The organism is Amphritea sp. 1_MG-2023 (assembly GCF_030547545.1).
Taxonomy (GTDB): Bacteria; Pseudomonadota; Gammaproteobacteria; order Pseudomonadales; family Balneatricaceae; genus Amphritea.
Genome location: NZ_JAUOQE010000017.1, coordinates 1 through 22,425 on the forward strand (window position 1 = coordinate 1; position 22,425 = coordinate 22,425).

Sequence of the window (22,425 nt, forward strand, 5' to 3'; positions counted from 1 at the left end):
CTCCTACAAAAATACCGCACCGGTGGCGATGTTCAACGATGTTGATGTGATTAACCCGCTGGTGCGATTCGCATGCCCTCTGGGTACTCGTCGCGATTGAAGCCCCCATCAAACACATCGGCGTGGGGCACGCCTCCTACAAAAATACCGCACCGGTGGCTATGTTCAACGATGTTGATGTGATTAACCCGTTGGTGCGGCTCGCATGCCCTATGGGTACTCGTCGCGATTGAAGCACCCATCAAACACATCGGCGTGGGGCACGCCTCCTACAAAAATACCGCACCGGTGGCGATGTTCAACGATGTTGATGTGATTAACCCGCTGGTGCGATTCGCATGCCTTCTGGGTACTCGTTGCGATTGAAGCACTCATCAAACACATCGGCGTGGGGCACGCCTCCTACAAAAATATCGCAATGATGGCGATGTTCAACGATGTTGATGTGATTAACCCGTTGGTGCGGCTCGCATGCCCTCTGGGTACTCGTTGCGATTGAAGCACCCAACAAACATATCGGCGTGGGGCACGCCTCCTACAAAAATACCGCACCGGTGGCGATGTTCAACGATGTTGATTGCTTATTAGAAGAGTACAATCGGGTTTTATATTATTAAAACGCTTAGCAGGCGCTGTATGCCTGTGGTGTTGAGTGATTGTCTTTGAGGTGTTTGAGTCGTTATGGCTTTATCGCGTGAATTTTATCGTTATGGGCCGGATGAACGGCAAGGTCATCCTGTTAGCTTTGTCGATGTCAGGAAGCGGTTTGATTTTAGATTTATTGGCATTGGTCGCTGGGTGACGCAAGCGGAACAAAATCGCGCGGCGGGGTTATTTTATGATGCCTTGGTTGATCTAATGACGATTTTGCAATGCCCCGAGCCGTTGATCTCATTACGTGGCAGCTTATCGTTACAATATGGTATTGGTGGCCGTCCAGGAGTTGCGGCTCATTATCAACCGTCGATGCGCTGCTTTTCATTGGCTAAAAATGCAGGCCCGGGCAGTATTGCACATGAGTGGTTTCATGCACTCGATCATTATCTCGGCGGGACGGCATTTACGGATGCGCCGGCAGGCATGTTTGCCTCAAAAGCGTGGTTAGCCGAGGCGACGCCGGTGGTTCACCCGTTGAATGATGATCTGTACGCGTGTTTCAAGCAGATTATGTTAGCTGAGGATGGTGAATCCCCAAGCCCGTTGTTTGAAGCATCCGTGCGGGTCGATCGGACGATGAATCAAGTATATTTCAGTCAGGCTGAGGAGTTATGTGCGAGAGCGTTTGAGGCGTTTGTGCAGGATGCCGCTATTACGAATAGTTTCTTGGTCTCGGGGACTAAAATGACTGCCGAAGCCGAGCAGGGGTTGTATCCGCGAGGTGAGCAACGCGAACGTATCAATTTGGCTTTTCAGCGTTACTTTAATCGTTTGGGCGCCGCCTTAAAGAGTGAAATGCATCGGCAATCGCGTTAAGGAATTAATGGGCTCATTATTGGGCTAGTTAAGGAGGCAGAGACAATGAGGGTTAACGTGATATTAGCGTGGTGGTGTGGCGCAGCTGAAAACCCTCACCGCCTATGTTTTAGGGGGAGGGATAGCTATTTTCAGTGGTGAGTTGTCATTAGGTCGTAAAATGACTGGCTAGATGCGACTCAGTAACTCTGTTTTTTTCGCGTTGTATTCGCTTTCAGAGATAGCACCCGCATCTTTTAGTTTTGCTAACTTTTCGATGATCTGCAGGGTCTCATCGATCGAGGTATTACTCGGAACCGGTGTGTTACTCGATTGAGTGTTGCTGACCTGCGGCGGGTTGTCGATGGGGGCGTTATTGATCGGCGCATCGTTAAGCGGCGCGTTATTGTTCTGCGCCGGCTCGGCAAAGTTATTTTGTGGTGCGGGGGCCATGCCGGGGCCAGAGACAATGGGTAGACTATTGACGGCAATGGTACCGTATTGGCTACTAAAGGTTAGCGAGGTATCGCCGCCTTGCTGTTGGCTAACACCGCTAATATGGTTGTCTAGAGTGTTATAAACCGTTACTTGACCATTGAGTTCAACGGCTAAACGGTTTGGAAACACGGCGTAACGAATATTATTTTGTGCCCCACTACTAAACGGTTGGCCTAAATCGACGGGCCACCATTGATTACTGCCGGGTGTGCCTTGTGGAATAGGCACAAAGATTTGTAGATTCGCTAGACCGTTGGCTAGCTCGTTGCACAGATTATCTACGGTGTTTTTCAGGCCGTTATTGAACATATCGCCAACCATGATCATGCCGCCACGCATCCATTGACCGCTACCGCCCAATTCTGGGCAATTAAATTGCGCCATACTGCCAGAACCGTTATTGACGGCGATTAGCATATGCACAACGGCATCGTAGCTAAGGTTGTATTTTTGACTCAGATTGTTGACGAGTTGTTGCCCGTCGGCTGTTAAGTTTTGCATAATTGGCTCTTTTATCAGTGAATAAACGGAGAGCTGTTCAGCATGGTGTTGTTGGCAGGTTCCGTAGAAGCTTCAGTCTAACATAATGCAGAATAATAAAATGTGACAGATAGGGGTAAGTGGGCGGATATTGACATTTCTATCGCCTGAGTTATCGATATAGGCGATTTTTAGCTGTTTTATCGCATATATGCCGAGGTTTTTATAACTTTGACGCTGTGCGGCCATTTTAAATGGCGCGCTACCATCAATCGATTTAACGTTGTCACGTTAGGGTTGCGTGAAGGTTGCTAATGATGATCAAACCATTAGCAACAAGGCTGGGTCAATCATCTAAACGATGCGCCATCCTTTTTCGCCGTCACTGTTGATATAAAGGCTATTGATCGCGAAAGATTTTTTAGAGTGTTTGTCTATTTTTTTGCGTGTTGCTAGCGCCTTGATTTTATTATTGATCGCGACAATTCGCCTATTTTTCTTAGGGTATATACAACCTAGGTCGTATTTCGACTTATTCTCGCTGAGGTAAAGTACACCGCAACTTATGTTAGGCCCTCTTCGTTCGGCTGTAGTGCGTTTGATTATTACCTATTTAATGTGCTTCAAGCCCCGATTTATTATTCAAAGAAAGTTTTATTTGGAGTATGCATGTTTTCTCAGTCGCGTGTTGAATGTCCAATTTTGCGCAAAAAAATAATGTCCGCCGATGAGGCTGTTGCCTTCTTACAAGACCGCGATACGGTCGGGATGAGTGGTTTTACGGGGGCGGGTTATCCTAAGTCTATCCCTGGGGCACTGGTTAAAAAAGCCAAAGCATTACAAGATTTAGGTCAGAAATTTAGAATTAACCTGTGGACAGGGGCATCGACTGCACCAGAGTTAGATGGCGTACTTGCTGAGGTCGATGGCATCAGTATGCGTCTACCGTATCAATCGGATCCTATTTGTCGTCAACAAATCAATCAAGGTGTGATGGATTATGTTGATATGCACTTATCCGAAGTGTCGCAGTATGCGTGGTCTGGCTTTCTCGGCAAACTGGATGTCGCTGTGATTGAGGTGGCTGCGATTCATGCCGATGGCCGCATCGTGCCATCATCATCGGTGGGCAACAATAAGACTTGGGTAGAACAAGCGGATAAGGTCATTTTAGAAGTGAATGATCAGCAAAGCATCAAGCTAGAAGGGATGCATGATATTTATTACGGTACTGCTCTGCCGCCTAACCGTAAACCGATTATGATTAACACGCCGGCGGATCGTATTGGTGAACAGTATCTATCTATCCCCTTAGAGAAAATTGTCGCGGTTGTCGAAACATCGGCGCCAGACCGTAACAGTGCGTTTACGCCTCCAGATGAGGTCTCGACGCAAATAGCGGAACATATTCTCGATTTCTTTGCTCACGAAATTAAAGCTGGACGGTTACCGAAAGAGCTATTGCCGCTGCAATCCGGTGTTGGCAACATTCCCAACGCGGTTTTAAGCGGGCTGGAGCGGGGCGGTTATAAAAACTTGAGCGCGTATACCGAAGTAATACAAGACGGTATGTTGCATATGCTTAAGTCGGGTACGTTGTCGGTGGCATCAGCAACCGCTTTCTCGTTAAGCCCAGTGGCGTTGGCTGAGCTGAATGAAAATATCGATTTTTATCGTGAAAAAATCATTCTACGTCAGCAGGATATTAGTAATCATCCTGAAATCGTTAGACGCTTAGGTATCATCGCCATGAACGGTCTGATCGAGGCTGATATCTACGGCAATGTGAACTCAACCCATATTATGGGCTCGCGTATTATGAACGGTATCGGTGGTTCGGGTGATTTTGCGCGTAATGGTTCTTTATCTATCTTTATGACGCCTTCAACGGCTAAGAATGGCGCTATCTCTGCGATCGTTCCGATGGCGTCTCATGTCGATCATACAGAGCATGATGTGAAAGTAATCGTCACCGAGCAAGGCTTAGCCGATTTAAGAGGTTTGTCGCCGCGTCAGCGAGCTGAAGTGGTTATCGAAAAGTGCGCGCATCCTATGTATCGCGATCGTCTAAGAGATTATTACGAGCGTGCGTGTGCGAGTAAGCGAGGCATGCATACGCCACATATTCTCAGTGAAGCGCTAAGCTGGCATGAGAATTTTGAAACGAAGGGTGAAATGTAACGCTTCATTCACTTAACGTTATTGCTGAGGGCTCCTATTTGGGGCCCTCTTTATTTGATCTTCTGCCTACGCGAATTAATGAAGTATCCATCTTATAACGCACCCGTCTCATAAGGCATCAGTCTTATCACGCATCGTGAGGATGGTGCGCTAAGCAGGCGGATGGGTTGCCGTCAATGTCTGCAACCGACGTGATATCCGTGCTGATAGCTTTCCGATCAGTATTGAGTCGTTATTTAACCCCGAGATTGATTGTGTCTATTGTCGCGAGTTTGAGCTATATTTTTGCTGTCTAACTCGAATTGTCAATGTGTGACGTATTAACACTCGAACGATTGGCTTTCTGAGACTTGATATCAAAGGCCTGTTTGATCCACTATGGATCTATGCTAATTCTAAGAGGTAGCCTTCACCATGGAATGGATATCCCCATCTTCCACCCCCACCACCAAGCAGTTACTCACGTTAAGTCAGTTGTCGGGCGTTAATAATAGCTTCAGACTCGATACCTCTGTCGAGTGGAAGAGTGATTTGGCAGGCCAATGGCTAGCGGCGATGCAGCAGTATTCGCGTGAGTTAACCAAGTTAAACAGCGTGTTACCCAATGGTTCGATACCGTCACTCAATGTTGATATGACTCAGCAATGGCTGCAAAGCTTTCTCTTCAAGCCTATTCGGGAAAAAGCTCAGCAAGCGGTATTAAAGAACAACGATCCCGATCTGTTTAAACAACAGAATCTGGATATCGAAGCCCAGTATGCCAAGTTAACCTCAGAACTCTGCGATCAGTGCTTTGAAGGTGCCCATTTCTCTCCCACGCGGGCGGCTAATATCTTTACTGATCCGCAGCAAAGTCAGCAATTTTATAGCTGTTTGTTCAAAATGGCGGCGCTTGAGTATCAGTATAATAGCCTCGGTTTGACACGTTTAACGGCACAAAAAGAGCTACTGATTAGTTTACTGATTTTGATTACCGACACGCCGGCGATCGATCCGCAACCCTATCGTCAATATGCGAACAATCAACCACTCGATAGCTTTGAAGAATATCGGGCTAAATGTCAGCTACGCCTAGAGAAGCTCTATCAGCAACAGGCGTTTGATCTCGTATATTTTAGCGAGCACTCGGCTGATGCTAAATTAGGTTGCTGCGATTTTACGGTGGTGCAAGATTCCCTGTTACATGGTGTACAATTACGTTTTTACCCCTGCCAGCAGCCGGCAGCGGATCACAAACCGATTATTTATCTCAGTAGTCCATTAATCAATCGTGCTGAAATTTTTGATTTAGCCCCAGGAAAATCGGTTATTGAGGGGCTACAGAAGAGTGGCCATCATGTTTATTTGGTCGACTATAGTCAGGCGGGTGATCAAGATTCTGGTAAAGGTCTCGATTTCTTAGGCAAAACAATTCACGATCGCTATTTGGATTTAATCAAACAGTATCATCCTGAACAGCAGATCCATGCGATGGGCTATTGTATGGGCGGTACCTTGTTTCTGACTTATCTTGCTCGCCGGGCAGAAGAGCGTCAGGCTCAAGGGCTGACGATGGATATTACTAAGTTAGTACTGATGGCCACCCCGATATTGTTTGATGATGCTAACAGCGGTCATGGGCCGATGCGGGCGCTTATTCGAGACAGTTACGATAAGGATCTACTCAATCAGATGTTTGATGGCGTTAATATCCCGCCACAGCTGATTGAAGCTGGTATGCATAAGATTCAGCCCGGTGTTCGCTACACAGTGAGTCATGGTTTTTATGATCGAGCCTCTTTCGAGGGCGCGATTGAAGATGCCGCGCCATTTCTCAATTGGTTAAATCATGGCACGCGTTTTCCATCGAAAGCGCATCAAGAGTGGATTGAAAAAATCTTTATCAATAATCAAATTTGGCGAGGCGAGTACTGTCTATCTTCCACTGTTCCGGCGTTGGATGGTCAACCGGTTGATATGCATGCGCTTACCCGTGCCGGTGTGCGGATCATGGATTATCGAGGGTTACGCGACCCTATCTCACCCGCCGGATCATGTATCGCCAGCGAAACATGGGGTGTTGGTTCGGATGGTCAGAGCGAAACTACTGACGGTCTAAACCGAACCATTGAAAAAAATATTGGCCATATCTTCGTTGTCAGTCGCAAGTTATTGGCGGAATACTTGGATCATGCGCTGCAATTTTATGAATCTGCTTAGCCCTATAGTGTTATTTAACAAGCCACTGCTTTAGGTTTCTTTTGGTAGAGTAAAAATCGCAGCGTAGGCCCGGTTGTTGCGCAGCCAAACATAATCATAGCCATGGGCAGGGGCGTACCATCGCCTAAAAGCCCGACTAACGAGCCGCTTAGCGCGCCCGTTGCAAAGCCTAAAGCGCCGAGTAAGGCTATGGCGGTTGCGCTATTGGTTGGGAAAAACTCGACCGTGCTGGCCATACAGTTTGGCATCAGCAGCCCCTGCATACCGACAAACAGCATGACCATTAGCACGGTTGGATACAGTGATGGCGAACTACTGAGCCAAATATAACTGAATAATAATGCGCCGATTAAGAACTGAATCGCTTGCCCCACACTGAGTAAGGTATGAGGTGAGAAGCGCGTTAACAGCCTCATGTTGAGTCGGTTCATGACCACCATGGTGATGATATTGGCACCAAACAGTAGCGGAAATAATGCTTCTGACGCACCGAAGTATTCCATGTAAACGGAGGGGGAGCCGGTGATAAAGGCAAACATACCGCCAAAGGTAAAGGCGGCTGAAAAAATAAAGCCGAGGGCTTGCCTGTGCTTTAATACCATCCAATAGCGTTTGAGAAAGTGAGTTTTTTCTGGTTGCTTGATGCGGGTTTCAGGTAGTCTGAAAAAGATAGTGATCAGCATCATCAGCGCATAGCTTAATAAGAAAATAAAAATAGAACGCCAGCCATCCAATTTTAAAATTAACATTCCAATGACCGGCGCCATTAACGGCGCAAACATCATAATGAGGCCCATACGGGACATATTACGGGCGCTGTCGATGCCACTGCTGACATCTCGGATTACCGCCGCCGGGTTGACAACCGTCATACCGCCACCAATTGCTTGAAGCACTCTAAATAGCCATAGCCATTCGATTGAGGGTGTAAAGATGATCGCTAATGAGGCGCTACAAAAGAGTATCAGGCCGACAAAAATGGCGCAGCGGCGACCATAGTGATCAGAAAAAGGGCCACCGATTAATTGCCCAATGCTGAACCCCCCTAAGAATAGGCTGATCGATAATTCGACATTATGCACGGATGTATCCAGTGCTGTTGCCATCGAGGGGATAGCCGGTAGGTAGGCATCGGTTGCAAAAGGAGCCATGGCTGTCAGACCGGCGAGCATGAGTATGAGTCCGGGGATGGGGCGTATGCTCTCTTTCATGAAGCTCTCATTGCAGGTGATTAGATAGGGAAGGTGCGAATAAGTCAATTACGCCTCTGGCTTTCGCGTATCTGGCCATTCTAATGTCCGCAGAGAATATAACGGACTTATTCGCACCTTCCATAGATAAAGGAGAACGAGTATAGCAAGATTATGACGATAAAATGGAGATCTAATAAGGAAAAATATAGCTGATTAGGCTGCCTAGCATTTGCAGGCAACCTAGCAGGTAACCTAGCGGGATAACGTCTGTAAGCGGTATGCACTAGCACCGATTCAGCGCGATTCAAACCGCCAGCAATCGCCGCTCAGTGAGTCAAACTGAGCGCAACGCATAGTCCCGCGACTCAGATCATGTGAGAGGCGGGGCTGAACAGAACACTTACCTGTAAACGTCTATCAACTCGCTGACTTATGGCTTATATTCTGGATAATCCGTGAGGCCTTTTTCTCCACCGCCAAATAAGGTATCCGGATCGTGATCGGCCAAGGGATAGTGATGCTGTATTCGTTTGGGCAGATCTGGGTTGGCAACAAATGGCCGACCAAAGCCGATCATATCCGCTAATCCATCATTAAGCGTCTGCACGGCTTTCTCGCCATCATAACGGCCTGCAAAAATAAGTACCCCATGAAAAGCATTACGTAGCGCTTGCTTAAAGGAGAGCGGTGTCTCTGGGGCATCGTCCCAATCGACTTCAGCGATATGTAAGTAGGCTATCTTGTGGCGAGCCAACAATGCCGCTGCTGCGGTATAGGTTTCCACGGGTGTCGCATCCACCGTGCCATTCAGCGATGTCAGTGGTGCTAGTCGCACGCCTACCCGTGCAGCGCCGATGGCCTCAATTAAAGCGGTGACAACCTCATCAAGGAAGCGTAAACGGTTTGCGATACTTCCACCGTACTCATCGATACGATTATTGGCTTCAGAATCAATAAATTGATTGATCAGATAGCCATTGGCAGCATGTAACTCGATGCCATCGAAACCCGCGTCTAGGGCATTTAAGGCCGCTTGACGGTACTCTTCAATCACCGCCTTGATATCGGCTTGAGTCATTTCACGAGGCATGACGACATCGACAAAGCCTGGCGCTTGCTGACCATTATCGATAAATACTTTTACATTTTCAGCTTTTAAGGCTGATGAGGAGATAGGCGTTTCGCCACCGGTATTATCGAGATGCGTCACTCGCCCGACATGCCAAAGTTGCGCAAACATCACACCGCCTTTAGCGTGTACTGCGGAAGTCACTGTTTTCCAGCCGGCAATCTGTGCCGCCGAGTAGATACCCGGCGTCCAAGCATAACCTTGACCGAGAGCCGATATCTGCGTGCCTTCACTGATGATTAATCCCGCTGATGCACGTTGTGCGTAATAGTCAGCCATCAGATGATTGGCGATATTGCCTGGTTGTGTGGCGCGAGAACGTGTCATCGGCGGCATCACGATACGATTTTTAAGTGTTAAGTTACCCAGTTTTATGGGTTGAAATAGTGTCTCTGTCATCTGAGTATCCGCTAATGCTGTGTTTCGATAAGTTCAATTTGATAGCCATCGAGATCGGTTATAAAGGCTATCTGTGTGGTGCCACCTTTAACGGGGCCCGGTTCACGGGTGATATTGCCCTCGAGTGCTTTGATGCGTCCACAGGTGGCGTTAATATCGTCGACACCGAGGGCAATATGGCCGAAGCCGTTGCCTAGATCATATTGATGGGTATCCCAGTTATAGGTGAGTTCTATCGCATTGTTATGAGGGCTGCCATCGGCTTGAGGGTAACCGACAAATACTAAGGTATAGCGATACTGAGTGTTTTCCGTTCGCTCTAAAACACTCATGCCCAGTACTTGAGTATAAAAATCGATAGACTGCTCAAGATCTGAGACTCTGAGCATGGTATGTAAAAATTCATCTAAAATCCTGTGACAGCCTTACCCGTGTAAGACTGCTGATGTTGGCCATGAGCAGCGCATTATTAATGCTGCAAACCTGTTTTCGCTATTAGCCGTTATAAGCGCCGCTGGCATAGTGTAGCTCGTAGCTGTGGCTATAGATTTCAACGATGTTGCCAAAGGGATCTTCCATATAGATCATGCGGTAAGGCTTTTCACCTGGATAGTAGTAACGCGGTGCTTTCATACGTTTTTTACCACCGGCGGCTACAATTTTTTCGGCCAGTTCTTCGACATTGGGGTCTTGTACGCAGAGGTGGAAGGTGCCTGTTTTTTATCTTCTGGGTTTTCTTGATGTTTAAATTCAAACAGTTCAACACCGATACGATCACCTGTCGATAAGTGAGCAATGCGGAAGCTATCCCAGCCTGCGCCGAACACATCGGTACACATTTCGCCGATGGCAGAGTCATCTTCAATCACTTCCGATGGCACCATAATGATGTACCCGCCGAGTACTTCGGTGTAAAACTTAACCGCCGCTTCAAGATCGGGTACCGAGATACCAATATGGGAGTAGGTGCGTGGATATGGCATTTGCTTGAGTGCTGACATAATAACCTCGATGTGGTGACTAGGCAGGGTGATAGCCTTCGATTGAGCTAATATAGGTCTTTGTTATTTGTTTTTGAAATTATGGTTTGTTATTAATTTGATAATATTTTGTTATGATTTTTTGAGTGTACTCGGTGAGAAAGGCTCATTAACAAATGCAGCCCTCGGTGATTGACTCAAAGCATGGCCGAACGATGAACTATATCGCCTTGAGGCAATCAATAGCGTTGCTCAACAGGGAAGGCATCGTATTGACACAATCCCTGCTTAGCTTTGCAAGAAAGGCTAGTGTAACGATGAGGCGGTGAATATAATCGCCCCTTAAAACCTCTTGGCTATCAACATCGGATAGTTTATCTACATATCAATGCTTTGATTGAGCGTCAGTCAGGTTGTCAGTATGGATCGTGCCTGCTGTGATAATCGCTTTAGCGGGTTATCGCTGCTTTATCGATGCGCGTCATCATCTTTAAGCCTTTATATGGATCTTTTATGAAAAAGCAGCAAAACCGCGTGACACCGGGTATGTCATCGAAAGAGTTTACGGTCCTCGTCGCCTTATTGATGTCGATTGTAGCTATTTCAATTGATGCGTTATTACCGGCCTTGGGTGTTATTGGCAATGCATTAGGGGCCACGACGGCGAATCAATCGCAATGGCTGATTAGTCTATTGTTTTTAGGCATGGCCATCGGTCAACTGATTTGTGGTCCATTATCCGATGCCTTAGGGCGTAAGCCGATACTGTTTGGAGGCTTTAGTATCTATCTAGTTGGTACGCTCATTTGCTATCAAGCCAATAGTTTAGAGATCATGATGCTAGGTCGTTTTATTCAAGGTTTGGGAGTCGCAGGCCCCTATATTTCTGCGATCTCCTTAGTCCGTGATTTGTATCATGGTTCACAAATGGCACGTATTATGTCCTTGGTGATGATGATCTTTGTGCTGGTACCCGCGATTGCGCCGACGCTTGGGCAGGTGATTATGTTTTTGGCCGACTGGCGGGGTATTTTCGAGTTGTATTTGGTTTATGCGGCTATTTTAATCCTCTGGATATTATTCCGCTTAAAGGAGACGCTCGCCAAACAACATCGGATTCCTTTTACGCGAACAGGCTTCAGCGAAGGCTTTAAAGAGGTGCTGAGCAATCGCATAACGGCGAGTTATACCGTCTGTATGGGGTTGTTTTTCGGTAGCTTTATCGGTTATTTGAATTCGGCACAGCAAATATTTCAAGTGCAATTTAATACCGCTAACCTGTTCTCTGTTTATTTTGGTGCGCTAGCGCTGTTGCTGGGTTTCTCTTCTCTGATTAACGCGCGCATCGTGGAACAGCATGGCGCCAAGCATATTGCGTTTCGTGCCATTTTTACGGTGGTGTTAGCGTCGATTCTTTTTTTGAGTTTGCATGCTTTGGTGACGATCACCTTGTGGATGTTCCTCTGTTATGCGGGCACGTTTTTCTTCTGCTTTGGCTTTTTGTTTGGCAATGTTAACGCCTTAGCAATGGAACCTATGGGACATGTTGCGGGTATTGCCTCCGCTGTGATTGGCTCGGTTTCTTCCATTATGTCGATGCTGATAGGTACGCTGATTGGGCAGATGTACGATAACACCTTGATACCGATGACCACGGGCTTCGCGCTTTTTGGCACCATAGCGCTCGGTATTATGTATTGGGCTGAGCGGGGAAGAATTGAAGATGGACCGCAAGAGGATGAGACGTTTAGCGAAGCTGAGTCTGTCTAATATTCTCATATGATTCGTTATAAACACCGAGTATGTCGCCATCCTCGGTGTTTTTGTATCCCGTACATCTGATCGTCGCTCAACGCCAATGGCGAGCGCTGATCCGTCGCTTATTTGCGCTAAAAGCTTAATCGTATGACAACGATACTGGTGAGTAGCGCTCCTGCTATGGTGTGATTAGTTAGCCCTTGATACTGGCAGAGCGAATAGGGCGACAGTATGAGGTCAGCTAAGGGATAATCACAAGTGATGGGCTATGTTAATGGGCAAGGGCTAAGAAGAGCCGTTAAAGCTGTTGTTAAAAGCAGTCGTTAAGGACTGTCGTTAAGGGCTGTCGTTAAGGGCTGACGTCTAGGTCCGTTGCTACTTTAAGCGATATCATCTTTAAGTTTTACTAACGGTGAGCTCTATCAACTTTAAACGAGATCAATAAGAGTGGCCGTGCGGCGGGTGGAAGGTAGAGGGAAGAGGGGCATTACTTTAGTTGAAACACCCTGAGTGTCAGGCTCAATGGGGGGGGGAGGCGTCACTTCTCAGGATGCATCAACCGCAGCAATAATCTTTTAATTACAAATTTAGTGCCTAAATTTAATAAATCATTATTAATCAGTTAGTTATGAATTTTTTCTATTTTAAATCGGCTTTTTACTCCGGTGTTTTCTATAAATCTGTCGCTATATAGAGACTCATGACGCTTTAAATAATAAAGGCTTTATCTATCAATGGGTTAGAGTGTCTCTTATTGGGTACAGGCTCTGCACAGCGTTGAACTATGCTAAGGAAGGTGCGAATAAGTCAATTACGCCTCTGGATGTCTCAGTTAATAGGCGTTTTTCTTATCTTAGACGTAGGCCTGCTTTGTTGCTTGCGGTGTTACGCCTTTTATCGATGTTCTTGATGCTGTTGAGCTTATGAAAGAGGAAGTTGATGGATCATCGAGGATGGTGTTGATGGGCGTTTTAGGCTGATTTTTGCACTAATGGCTCAAAATGGGTGAAAAAGCCAAATTTAAGGCAAAAAAAACAGGCTATATAGCCTGTAAAAAAGAGCCTGCTTGATAACGCGGCAAGCTCTGTAGAGAGAAGGGGTTAAGCCGCCGCTGAGTGAACGAATACGGGCTTATCCAGTGATTCCATTTTCATCTTCGCATTGGCTCTACGTAAGAGAGGGCCAAACGATGGTGTTGTCGTTTTCACTGAAGATTTAAACAGGGCGAATGCGCTCAGTACCAGTTCTGCTTGAACTTCAGCACGTAGATCCGCCGCTTGTGTATAGATATCGCGATATTGGCTAGATGCAATCATGTTTCACCGGTAGTTATAAAATTAATTCAGGCTCGAACCATGTTCAGCGCTTCGACCCGCTGTCGAACCTGAATTGAAACTGTTTAAGAGGTGTCACCTCAAATAATGCGCGTATTCTATACTTTAGTAGAACAAATGATAGCTGATCAATTTTCAGATAATAGATGAGTAAAATTCATCATTTGTATCTTACTGATTTTTCATTCGCAGGGTCTGATCTCGCTGGGCACGGATGCGTTTCATCGATGATATTGGTTGTAGCATAAAGGGGTAATTAATCACCTTTAAATTCAACAGCTTTGCCGTTAACGTATGCCCAAGGGTTAGGGTTATCAAATAATGACTAGCGATAACAGTCGGTCTTTTTAGCCGATCTTTTTAGTTGATCTTTTTAAGTGATGCCTGAGTGAATATTGGCGGTTAATGCCGCTACAAAAGGGGAAGGATAGGATGATAGTGACTGATAAAAATCATTTTGCGGGGTTTTCTCCGGCATCTGCACGTAATCGTGAGCCAATCTCACAGGCTCTGATGACGTTATTACGTGGTAATGAAACGGTATTAGAGGTTGGTAGTGGTACAGGTCAGCATGCGGTTTATTTCACCGAGCAGTGGCCAGGGCTGCAGTGGCAACCGAGTGATATTGCTCAGCAATTACCCTTGCTTCAGGCTAACTTAGATACCCATGAACGACATAATATCGATCAAGCGCGGTTGCTCAACCTGCAGCATGCTCATTGGGCTGATAGCGTGATGCCGGTTGACCTTATTTATACTGCTAACACGTTACATATTATCGCTTGGAGCGAGGTGGTTTCACTCTTTAGTCAGCTTGAAAAAGTGTTACGGCCTCAAGGTCGAGTCATTGTCTATGGTCCATTTCGCTATGCTCAAGAATTTACCAGTACCAGTAATGCTGAATTTGATGCTTGGCTTAAAGTGCGTAATCCACTCAGTGGCCTTCGTGATTTTGAAGCGGTGAATGCGTTAGCGTTAGCAGCGGGTTTATCGTTGTTGCATGATATAGCGATGCCAGCGAATAATCAGTTACTGGTGTGGCAAAAAATCTGATGGGAATACGAGGAGTCTAACGGTATTGAGGCTTGAGCGCTTGATGCTTTCAGGCGCATCAATGGGGAAGTAGGCTGCAACCCGGAGGTCACAGCCGGGCAGTCAACAATTACAGCAGTGTAACGTTTTCAGCCTGTGGACCTTTTTGACCATCAGTCACTTCGAAAGATACTTGTTGTCCTTCGTTCAGCGTTTTAAACCCATCGGAGTTAATCGCGCGGAAGTGAACGAATACGTCGGGGCCGTTATCTTGTTCGATGAAACCGTAGCCTTTATCGGCATTGAACCATTTAACGGTACCAGTAGATGTAGACATGATTGTATTCCCTACAATAGTTTTTTTTTAAGATAATTGTACACAGAAAGCTCTGTATACGGGTTAAGCTAAGAATGCAGGAACTACATTTATGACGAAGGGACTCACAGGTTAAACTGATGGGCTCTTTGGTGCATAAAAAACAGGCCGTACTTTCAAGCTAATTTAATTCTAAGATATTTGTGGAAAGAGTAAAAGCGTTATTTTTAAAAGGATTTATTTTTTTAAATTGTTGAAATAAAAGGATTTATTTTAATTTTTTTACTATTTTACAATATCTCGGTTATGCTTTTAATCATTTTATCAAGCATTTTTGACGCGCCGGTTACACTTCAAAAATTCTCAGACGCTAGCCCTGATGTGATCTAGCGTGGGGTTATTTCGTGTCTCAGTGGCTTGTTAGACACTGGGGTGCGTGCAGGAAGTCATGAAACACAGAGGTGACTCATCGCTCGGGCTAAACCAGAGGGTGATGAGGCAATGTAAGCTAATGACATCGTTCCATGCATCACTTACATTTGCGCTGGCGACGTCTGTTAGGGGGGAGTCGTGGAGAGGGAAAGTGGTCTAAAGTTGCCCTCATTGATAGCAATAAGGGCGATAAAGATAGCGCGATTTTATGACTTACCACATGAGATCATCAGGGATCTGGTAGTCGGCATAAGGATCATCGGGATCGATCTCTTCCACCTGTTGACGGCTGATGATAAGTTCGGGACGCCGTTCACTGATTTTCTCAGCAACACCCGCCGGAATCAGTAAATAACGGCCTTTATTAGACGCGATCGCCAGATTACCTTTGGCTAACTGTTCCTGTAAGGTTTTGCTGACATAGAGTTTTTTGATGGTCGTGCCATCAACGAAGTTATATTCAACATCGCCGTCGTCGGGCATATCAATGATGTTCTGTTGCATCATCTGTAGACATGAGGCATCGATTGAGCGACGCGTGAGTTCATCTTCCCGTTGCCGGTTTAACGCGCGGTCGCGTTCAAGCTTGTCTTCTTTGGCCTTAGCGATGGCTTGTTCTCGTGCCAGCTGTTCTGGATCTTTAAACACTTCGCCTTTCTTAACCGCTTTTGCTTGTTTCGTTTTTTTACGTTTTTCAGCTTTGGCTTTATTTGCCTGCTGTTTATTTGCCAGACCCGCTTTAAGAAGCTGATCTTGTAGAGATCCTGCCATGATGTTTATCCTGCTTCAGTCGCATACTGGTTGCGAACTATAGCGAACATTGCGGGTTAGCTCCATATTATGGGGGTGATTAGGTAGGATTCCGCTCGAATTCTATCGTTTGGCTGATATCGGTTGATGGCTTAGCGGCTTTTTCGCTTTAATCTCGGGGCAGACTGTTGTTGAATAGAGTCAACGGTAGGCGTTGTAACAGGCGATAATCCTTCACCAACATGGATGCGATGAGTAACATGAAAATAGCGGTTTACTGCGGTGCATCATCGGGTAGGGTCGATGGGCCTTATCAAGCAGAGGCGCGTCAACTCGGTCAGCAGATGGCGCAACAGCAGATAGCGTTAGTGTATGGCGGCTCAAGTGTTGGGCTGATGGGCAGTGTCGCCGATGGTGTGCTCGATGCGGGAGGCCATGTCTGTGGTGTGATGCCGCAGGTGTTAGTGGATCGTGAACAAGTACATGTGGGGCTGAGTGAATTGCATGTTGTGGAAGATATGCATCAACGTAAGGCGGTGATGATGGAGCTTGCTGATGCGTTTATTGCGCTACCCGGAGGCACCGGCACGTTGGAAGAGCTATTTGAGGTGTGGGCCTGGCGTCAGATCGGTATTCATCATAAGCCTTTTGGTTTGCTCAATGTTGCCGGCTATTATGATCATCTGTTGGCGTTTATTGAACATGCCTCACAGGAGGCTTTTATTCGCGGTGAGTATCGTGATTTTTTGATGGTTGATGGGCAGGCTGAGAGCCTGTTAACTCGCTTAGCGGGACGTGTTGAGTCACGCCCAGTATGAATAAATTAACGGAGATATAATGTCACAGATGCCAACAGGTAAGCCATCATTAAGAACGATTGCGATGCCGGCGGATGCCAACCCCGATGGTGATATTTTTGGTGGCTGGATCATGTCACAGATGGACCTTGCGAGTGGTGTGTTTGCCGCGCAAGAGATTAAAGGGCGAGTGGTCACGGTCGCTGTCGATGCAATGACCTTCCATAAGCCCGTTTATATTGGTGATGATGTCAGTTGCTATTGTCGTTTAGTGCGGCAAGGTAACACATCGTTAGTGGTGTTGGTGGAAACATGGGTGCAGCGACATCATAGTGAGCAAGTCGATAAGGTGACCGAGGGACGCTTTACCTTTGTCGCGATCGATGCTGAGGGCCGTCCACGTCCCGTGAATAAGGCTGAAAAACCCATCGAGTGAATACAACAAAGCGCTTAGCCGTTATCGGGCTGAAGCGCTTGGCAAGTGGTGATGAGTGCGGTGTTATTGACGCACGCCTTCAATGTTGAGGTCGAGATAGACGCTTTCTGAGGCAGGCCCTAAGTTATAGTTAATATCAAAGTCTTTCAGATTCAATTGCGCCGTGCCACTGAAACCGGCGCGGTAGCCACCCCATGGATCTTTACCTTCGCCGACTTTCGATACCTGAATATCAATCGTTTTAGTGACGCCGTGCAGTGTCAGGTTGCCACTCAGTACTGCACTGCCATCGCTGGCCGGTGTAAATGAGCTGCTGACAAATTTAGCCTCTGGAAACGCTTTAACCGCTAAAAAGTCATCGCCTCGTAGATGCTTGTCGCGTTCTGCATGGTTAGAGTCGATACTCGGTGTTTTGATAGTCACGGCAATTTTCGACGCTTCTGGTTGCTCCGCATCATAACTAAACTGACCACTAAACTCATTGAACCGGCCTTCGAGCCAGCTGTAGCCCAAGTGCTGAATACGAAAGTTGATAAAAGCGTGTCCAGTATCGATGACATAGTCAGCGGCTTGAGCAGAGGTAATGCTACTGGCTAGAATAGTGCCAGCGATAATCGTTTTCAGGTTCATGAATGAGGCTCCTTATATAGGCTTGTCATGCGGATGAGGGTTTGATCTTTATTAATAAAATGATGTTTCAGTGCCGCTAATGCGTGTAATCCCGCTAGGCCAATCATGAGGGTCGCGACCCAATAATGTACCTCGCCGGCGAGATCCTCTTGGTTATCGATGACCGCGGACAGCGCGGGTACGTCAAACCAGTTGAACACGCTGATGGGGCGACCATCGGCGGTAGAGATCATATAGCCAGATATTAGCGTGATCAGCGGCAATAGATAGAGCAGCAGATGAACCGCTTTGGTCGCTAATTGAAGCCCCCTAGGTTGGGGTAGCGGTGTGGGGGCGCGATTCATGCTGCGCCATACCATTCGCAGCGCGAGCAGTGCGAGCAAGATCATACCGATACTTTTATGCCATGCAGGCACCGTTTGATACTCTGGGTCATAGTAGGTCAGCGTATCGATATATAGACCCAGCGGATACATACCGATAATACCGAGGGCGATGAGCCAATGTATCAGTATGCTGGGTATGCCAAAAGTGTGAGGATTATCTTTTATCGGTAATGCCATCTGTTGAGTCTCTAAAGGCCAGCGCTGGTATGACCGCTGGCGGTATAATGTTGTTTACTGTTTCCAGCGTTTAGCCGCGTTTGCAACACGAGCACCGAGTGCTTGAGCGGTATCTCTATCGCATTGAGGTGGCGCTAACTCGGGGCCTTCATCAGCATTGCTGGTGGCCATAGAGCCGAGATAGCCGCCGACTCGGTTAAGGCTTTGCGGGTCGCCTTTGCTGTTATTATTGCCATTAACCACGCCCAAGCTGACCCACAGCATACTGTGTTGTGCGGCAAAAACGGAGAGCTGAATCAGGCTATTTAATTTGTCGCCACTGAGACTCGCCGAGTTAGTGAAACCGGCGGCGAGTTTGTCCTTCCAGCCTTGCGCATACCAAACCTTTGAGGTGGCATCCATAAAGCATTTAAAGGGGCCGCTAACCGATCCCATGTAGGTCGGTGAGCCGAAAATAATGGCGTCGGTATCGGCCAATGTATCCCAGTTGATGGCGTCTAAATCTGCAACCGAAAGCGTAATAGCAACAGCGCCTGCATTTTCTACCCCTGCTGCAACGGCTTGAGCCAATACTTCCGTGTGTCCGTATCCGCTGTGATAAGCGATGGCGACTTTTACCTGATCTGACATGTTGTGCTCCTTTTAATTCAATCATCGGCTGTTTGCGATGGTGAGTCCTACTTTATTCGGTCATAATGAATTCATCTAATGCATTATTGTGATTATTGTTATGCGTGAAGTGAATTTAAGATCGATTGATTTGAACTTGTTAGTGGTTTTACAGGCGTTGCTGGAGGCTCGACATGTTACCCGAGCGTCTGAACAGTTGAGTATGAGTCAGCCGGCGGTCAGCCGTGCTTTGCAGCGTCTTAGAATAACCTTTGATGATCCGCTGTTAGTCAGAACATCACAGGGGTTTGATCTGAGTGCTCGGGGGAGGGATATTCTGCCGCGGTTACAACGCTTAACCAGTGGGGTTGAGCAGTTGATTGCCGAGCCTCAGTTTGATCCTAGCAGCGCAATGGATGTAGTGCGGGTGTATGGTTTGGATCTCGAGGTTGCCTGTTTCGTCGCTCCCTTGTTAAAAGTGCTACGTGTTGAAGCGCCACAGATGCGCCTTGAGGTGAGAACGGAGCCTCGTAACCACTTTGAACTACTCGATAGTGGTGAAGTGCATTTCAGTTTGACAGGGATGCAGCCCGTCGTAGGTGAAGGGCAGTATCGGCGGCTGCTGATCGCGCAGTCGGGCATTGTCTGTATGATGTCGGCGGATAACCCCCTAGCTGACGGCGAGTTAACCCTCGAGCGTTATCTGTCGGCCAGTCATGGGTTAGTGTCGATGACCGGCAAGGGACCTGGGCATATCGATGAGCGACTAGCTGAGTTGGGACATCAGCGGCATTTGGCCTTACGCTTATCTAACTTTATGACGGCGGCGGATTTTTGTGACACGTCTGACCTTCTCTTTATTCTGCCCGAGATTGTCGCCCAACGGGTCGCTAAGGGGCGTAATATCGTCTTGAAGCCGGTGCCTGTTGAACTGACAACGTCTGCGATTAACTTCTTCCTTTATTGGCATGAGCGCTATCATCACGATCCTATGTGTTGTTGGGTGCGTCAGCGGGTGCTGCAAGTGCTGTCATAGGTGGGGATAATAAACCAAAGTAGCAGTTAACTGCTCGCAAAGTATGATGGCTGAGAGGTCTCTAGGGTTGGATTATTAATGCTTATCCGCCGGAGTCTGTTTATGTCGTTTATCCCGCTGTTAAGAATGATCGCCTTCCTGTATTGGATGCTATGGAGTGTCGTCGCGTCTGCCGAGATTGCCGAGGCGGATATTCAGGCGCTGTTTCCAAAGTTAACCCGAGTGGGGGGGGCGCTGCAAAACCCACATGTGATACCGGTTTATCAGCTCGATCAACTGCTCGGGTATGTTTTTGAAACCAATGATTTAACCGACCTTCCTGGGTTTTCCGGCGAACGTATTAACCTATTGATCGGCTTAGATGCAGCGGGCCAATTGGTGAAGTTGAAGGTGCTGAATCATCACGAGCCGATCTTCCTGCATGGCTTGGGTGAGCGCCCCATGATTGAGTTTCTCAATCAATATGAAGGTATTACGGTTGATAAGCGGGTGATTGTCGATAGTCGTCACAGTGGCCAAGAACAAGCCGGCTCTAGCACGGTGTATATTGATGGCGTGACCAAGGCCACGGTATCGGTCTTGGTGATGAATGATACGGTGCTATCGGCGGCGCTGCAGGTGGCGCGTGCTTATCTGGAGGGGTTTACTCGGCCACCCTCGGTGAGGGTGCGGGAGGATGTGTATCAGCCTTATGATTGGCAAGCGTTGCTGGAGAGTGGCTTGGTACGCCGTTGGACCGTCTCACAAGCGGACATGCAAACACAGTTTCCGCTCGACCTACAGGATTATGCCGATGCCGAGCTACAGCACGCATTGGAGCAATCAGCGCCCCTTGGCGAGTATTTTTATGCTTACCTAAACACCCCAGTGACCGGTAAAAACCTGTTGGGCGAGCAAGATTATGCGCGCCTTAAACAGGCGTTACGTCCGGGAGAACATGCGTTATTAGTGGTGGCGACAGGCGACTATGGCTTTCTCGAACCAGCATTTCGCCGCGGTACCGTACCTAGTCGCTTAGGCATGTCGCAAAATGGCCTGCCGGTGGATATTCGTGGGCTAGACTTTTTTGATAATAGTGCGCCTCAATTACCTGCGGATGCGCCACCCTTAATGCAGCAGGGGGTCTTCAGAATCAAGGCGCAATCTGGTTTCGATCCGTCGCAACCGATGACGCTGACACTGAACTTAGATTTAGCCCGTAATCACCTGATTCGTGATCAGGGCGAGTTGAGCGATAGTTATCAACTCCCCGCCGAGCTGTTTGATATACAGGCGGTTACTGATGTTAAACCGTTACCCTTATGGCAGCGGTTATGGCTGGATCGTTGGCTACAGATTAGCGGGCTAGTACTCATTTTGCTGGTGGTGAGCGCGGCGTTTATTTGGCAGCATCGGTTATCATCGCAGCGACGTTTGTTGCATCGCGTACGTTGGAGCGTGATGTTGTTGACGCTATTCTTTATCGGTTTTTATGCGCAAGGGCAGCTCTCGGTGGTGAATATTTATACCTTGCTGCTGCAACTGATAAAAGGCTTTGATATCGAGGTGTTTTTGCTCGATCCGGTGTTGTTTGTCTTATGGACCTATGTGTTTATTTCCCTGTTTCTCTGGGGACGGGGGGTCTTCTGTGGCTGGCTCTGTCCGTTCGGGGTGTTGCAGGAAATGGCCTCTAAACTGGGTGGTTGGTTAAAGCTTAAGCAGGTGAAGATCCCCGCTAAGCTGCATCAGCGGTTGCAAAAACTGAAGTATCTACTGTTAGTGGCGTTAGTCGCGAGTGCCTTTTATTCGGTTTCACTGGCTGAGCGTCTCGCGGAGCTTGAGCCTTTTAAAACCGCGGTGACACTGGTGTTTGTACGCAGCTGGCCGTTCGTGGTGTATGCATTGTTATTGCTGGGCGTGGGGATGGTGATTCATAAGTTCTTTTGCCGTTACCTTTGCCCATTGGGGGCGGGGCTGGCGGTATTGGGTAAATTTAGCCTGTTTCGTTGGCTGCATCGTCGCACAGAATGCGGCAGCCCCTGTCAGTTATGCCGAGTACGCTGCGAAATCGATTCAATCAATCGAGATGGCAGTATCGATTATAATGAATGCGTACAGTGCATGGAGTGCATTGTGATTCTTAATAATGAGGATCAATGCGCTATTGAGTTATCGCAAGCTAAACGGCGGAAAAAAGCCACGGCCGATAACCGCATTGTGGTGCAGCAGGTTTAGTGCCTCA

19 protein-coding genes and 1 pseudogene are annotated in these 22,425 nt (G+C 47.4%); 9 read left to right on the forward strand and 11 right to left on the reverse strand.

The genetic code is table 11. The features are described 5' to 3' along the window. Positions 1 to 681: 681 nt before the first annotated feature. Complete coding sequence (locus tag Q4488_RS10380) at positions 682 to 1,473, forward strand: CLCA_X family protein (RefSeq protein WP_303580399.1); 792 nt, start codon at positions 682 to 684, stop codon at positions 1,471 to 1,473. A gap of 168 nt (positions 1,474 to 1,641) precedes the next feature. Here the strand turns inward: Q4488_RS10380 and Q4488_RS10385 are convergent, their stop codons facing one another. Next, positions 1,642 to 2,451, reverse strand: a complete 810-nt coding sequence (locus Q4488_RS10385; RefSeq protein ID WP_303580400.1) for an SHOCT domain-containing protein — start codon at positions 2,449 to 2,451, stop codon at positions 1,642 to 1,644. Positions 2,452 to 3,099: 648 nt separating this feature from the next. Between Q4488_RS10385 and Q4488_RS10390 the strand changes: the two genes are divergently transcribed. Both Q4488_RS10390 and Q4488_RS10395 read left to right on the forward strand, forming a co-directional pair. Beyond that, positions 3,100 to 4,611, forward strand: a complete 1,512-nt coding sequence (locus Q4488_RS10390; protein WP_303580401.1) for an acetyl-CoA hydrolase/transferase family protein — start codon at positions 3,100 to 3,102, stop codon at positions 4,609 to 4,611. A 414-nt stretch (positions 4,612 to 5,025) separates the two neighbouring features. Beyond that, positions 5,026 to 6,810 (forward strand): alpha/beta fold hydrolase, encoded by a 1,785-nt coding sequence (locus tag Q4488_RS10395; RefSeq protein WP_303580402.1) that lies wholly within the window; start codon positions 5,026 to 5,028, stop codon positions 6,808 to 6,810. Positions 6,811 to 6,824: 14 nt separating this feature from the next. Here Q4488_RS10395 and Q4488_RS10400 read toward each other — a convergent pair whose 3' ends face one another. The 4 genes and pseudogenes from Q4488_RS10400 to Q4488_RS10415 form a co-directional block, all read right to left on the reverse strand. Further along, on the reverse strand, positions 6,825 to 8,021 hold the full coding sequence (locus Q4488_RS10400) for a multidrug effflux MFS transporter (RefSeq protein ID WP_303580403.1): 1,197 nt from the start codon (positions 8,019 to 8,021) through the stop codon (positions 6,825 to 6,827). A 412-nt stretch (positions 8,022 to 8,433) separates the two neighbouring features. After that, positions 8,434 to 9,531 carry an alkene reductase gene (locus Q4488_RS10405; protein WP_303580404.1) on the reverse strand — a complete coding sequence of 366 codons (1,098 nt, stop codon included), beginning with the start codon at positions 9,529 to 9,531 and terminating at the stop codon, positions 8,434 to 8,436. Between the two features lie 11 nt (positions 9,532 to 9,542). After that, a complete protein-coding gene (gloA, locus tag Q4488_RS10410) occupies positions 9,543 to 9,920 on the reverse strand; it encodes a lactoylglutathione lyase (RefSeq protein ID WP_303580405.1) in 378 nt (125 codons plus the stop codon). A 106-nt stretch (positions 9,921 to 10,026) separates the two neighbouring features. Then, positions 10,027 to 10,532 (reverse strand): annotated as a pseudogene (locus Q4488_RS10415) (lactoylglutathione lyase family protein). A 492-nt stretch (positions 10,533 to 11,024) separates the two neighbouring features. Between Q4488_RS10415 and Q4488_RS10420 the strand changes: the two are divergent. Then, positions 11,025 to 12,281, forward strand: coding sequence for a multidrug effflux MFS transporter (locus Q4488_RS10420; protein WP_303580406.1), 1,257 nt, complete (start codon positions 11,025 to 11,027; stop codon positions 12,279 to 12,281). 1,088 nt (positions 12,282 to 13,369) lie between these two features. Here the strand turns inward: Q4488_RS10420 and Q4488_RS10425 are convergent. Next, positions 13,370 to 13,585: a hypothetical protein gene (locus tag Q4488_RS10425; protein ID WP_303580407.1), complete on the reverse strand. Its 216-nt coding sequence runs from the start codon at positions 13,583 to 13,585 to the stop codon at positions 13,370 to 13,372. A 456-nt stretch (positions 13,586 to 14,041) separates the two neighbouring features. On the opposite strand from Q4488_RS10425, the gene Q4488_RS10430 reads away from it, so the two are divergent. Continuing rightward, positions 14,042 to 14,656, forward strand: coding sequence for a DUF938 domain-containing protein (locus Q4488_RS10430; RefSeq protein WP_303580408.1), 615 nt, complete (start codon positions 14,042 to 14,044; stop codon positions 14,654 to 14,656). A gap of 109 nt (positions 14,657 to 14,765) precedes the next feature. Here Q4488_RS10430 and Q4488_RS10435 read toward each other — a convergent pair whose 3' ends face one another. Beyond that, positions 14,766 to 14,972, reverse strand: a complete 207-nt coding sequence (locus Q4488_RS10435; protein ID WP_126158165.1) for a cold-shock protein — start codon at positions 14,970 to 14,972, stop codon at positions 14,766 to 14,768. 624 nt (positions 14,973 to 15,596) lie between these two features. Continuing rightward, the gene (locus Q4488_RS10440; protein ID WP_303580409.1) at positions 15,597 to 16,154 is read right to left on the reverse strand and encodes a DUF2058 domain-containing protein; all 558 of its coding nucleotides are present in this window, start codon (positions 16,152 to 16,154) and stop codon (positions 15,597 to 15,599) included. Positions 16,155 to 16,393: 239 nt separating this feature from the next. On the opposite strand from Q4488_RS10440, the gene Q4488_RS10445 reads away from it, so the two are divergent. Both Q4488_RS10445 and Q4488_RS10450 read left to right on the forward strand, forming a co-directional pair. Beyond that, positions 16,394 to 16,951: a TIGR00730 family Rossman fold protein gene (locus Q4488_RS10445; protein WP_303580410.1), complete on the forward strand. Its 558-nt coding sequence runs from the start codon at positions 16,394 to 16,396 to the stop codon at positions 16,949 to 16,951. Between the two features lie 19 nt (positions 16,952 to 16,970). Then, positions 16,971 to 17,366 carry an acyl-CoA thioesterase gene (locus tag Q4488_RS10450; protein ID WP_303580411.1) on the forward strand — a complete coding sequence of 132 codons (396 nt, stop codon included), beginning with the start codon at positions 16,971 to 16,973 and terminating at the stop codon, positions 17,364 to 17,366. 63 nt (positions 17,367 to 17,429) lie between these two features. Here the strand turns inward: Q4488_RS10450 and Q4488_RS10455 are convergent, their stop codons facing one another. From Q4488_RS10455 to Q4488_RS10465, 3 genes are read right to left on the reverse strand one after another with little or no spacing between them, the layout of a single operon-like run. Then, positions 17,430 to 17,996, reverse strand: a complete 567-nt coding sequence (locus Q4488_RS10455) for a YceI family protein (RefSeq protein ID WP_303580412.1) — start codon at positions 17,994 to 17,996, stop codon at positions 17,430 to 17,432. Continuing rightward, complete coding sequence (locus Q4488_RS10460; protein ID WP_303580413.1) at positions 17,993 to 18,559, reverse strand: cytochrome b; 567 nt, start codon at positions 18,557 to 18,559, stop codon at positions 17,993 to 17,995. The genes Q4488_RS10455 and Q4488_RS10460 overlap by 4 nt, the downstream gene beginning before the upstream one ends. Positions 18,560 to 18,613: 54 nt before the next feature. After that, positions 18,614 to 19,189: a flavodoxin family protein gene (locus tag Q4488_RS10465; RefSeq protein WP_303580414.1), complete on the reverse strand. Its 576-nt coding sequence runs from the start codon at positions 19,187 to 19,189 to the stop codon at positions 18,614 to 18,616. A 100-nt stretch (positions 19,190 to 19,289) separates the two neighbouring features. Between Q4488_RS10465 and Q4488_RS10470 the strand changes: the two genes are divergently transcribed. Both Q4488_RS10470 and Q4488_RS10475 read left to right on the forward strand, forming a co-directional pair. After that, the gene (locus Q4488_RS10470; RefSeq protein ID WP_303580415.1) at positions 19,290 to 20,204 is read left to right on the forward strand and encodes a LysR family transcriptional regulator; all 915 of its coding nucleotides are present in this window, start codon (positions 19,290 to 19,292) and stop codon (positions 20,202 to 20,204) included. Between the two features lie 102 nt (positions 20,205 to 20,306). Then, positions 20,307 to 22,418, forward strand: coding sequence for a NosR/NirI family protein (locus Q4488_RS10475; RefSeq protein WP_303580416.1), 2,112 nt, complete (start codon positions 20,307 to 20,309; stop codon positions 22,416 to 22,418). Positions 22,419 to 22,425: the final 7 nt, after the last annotated feature.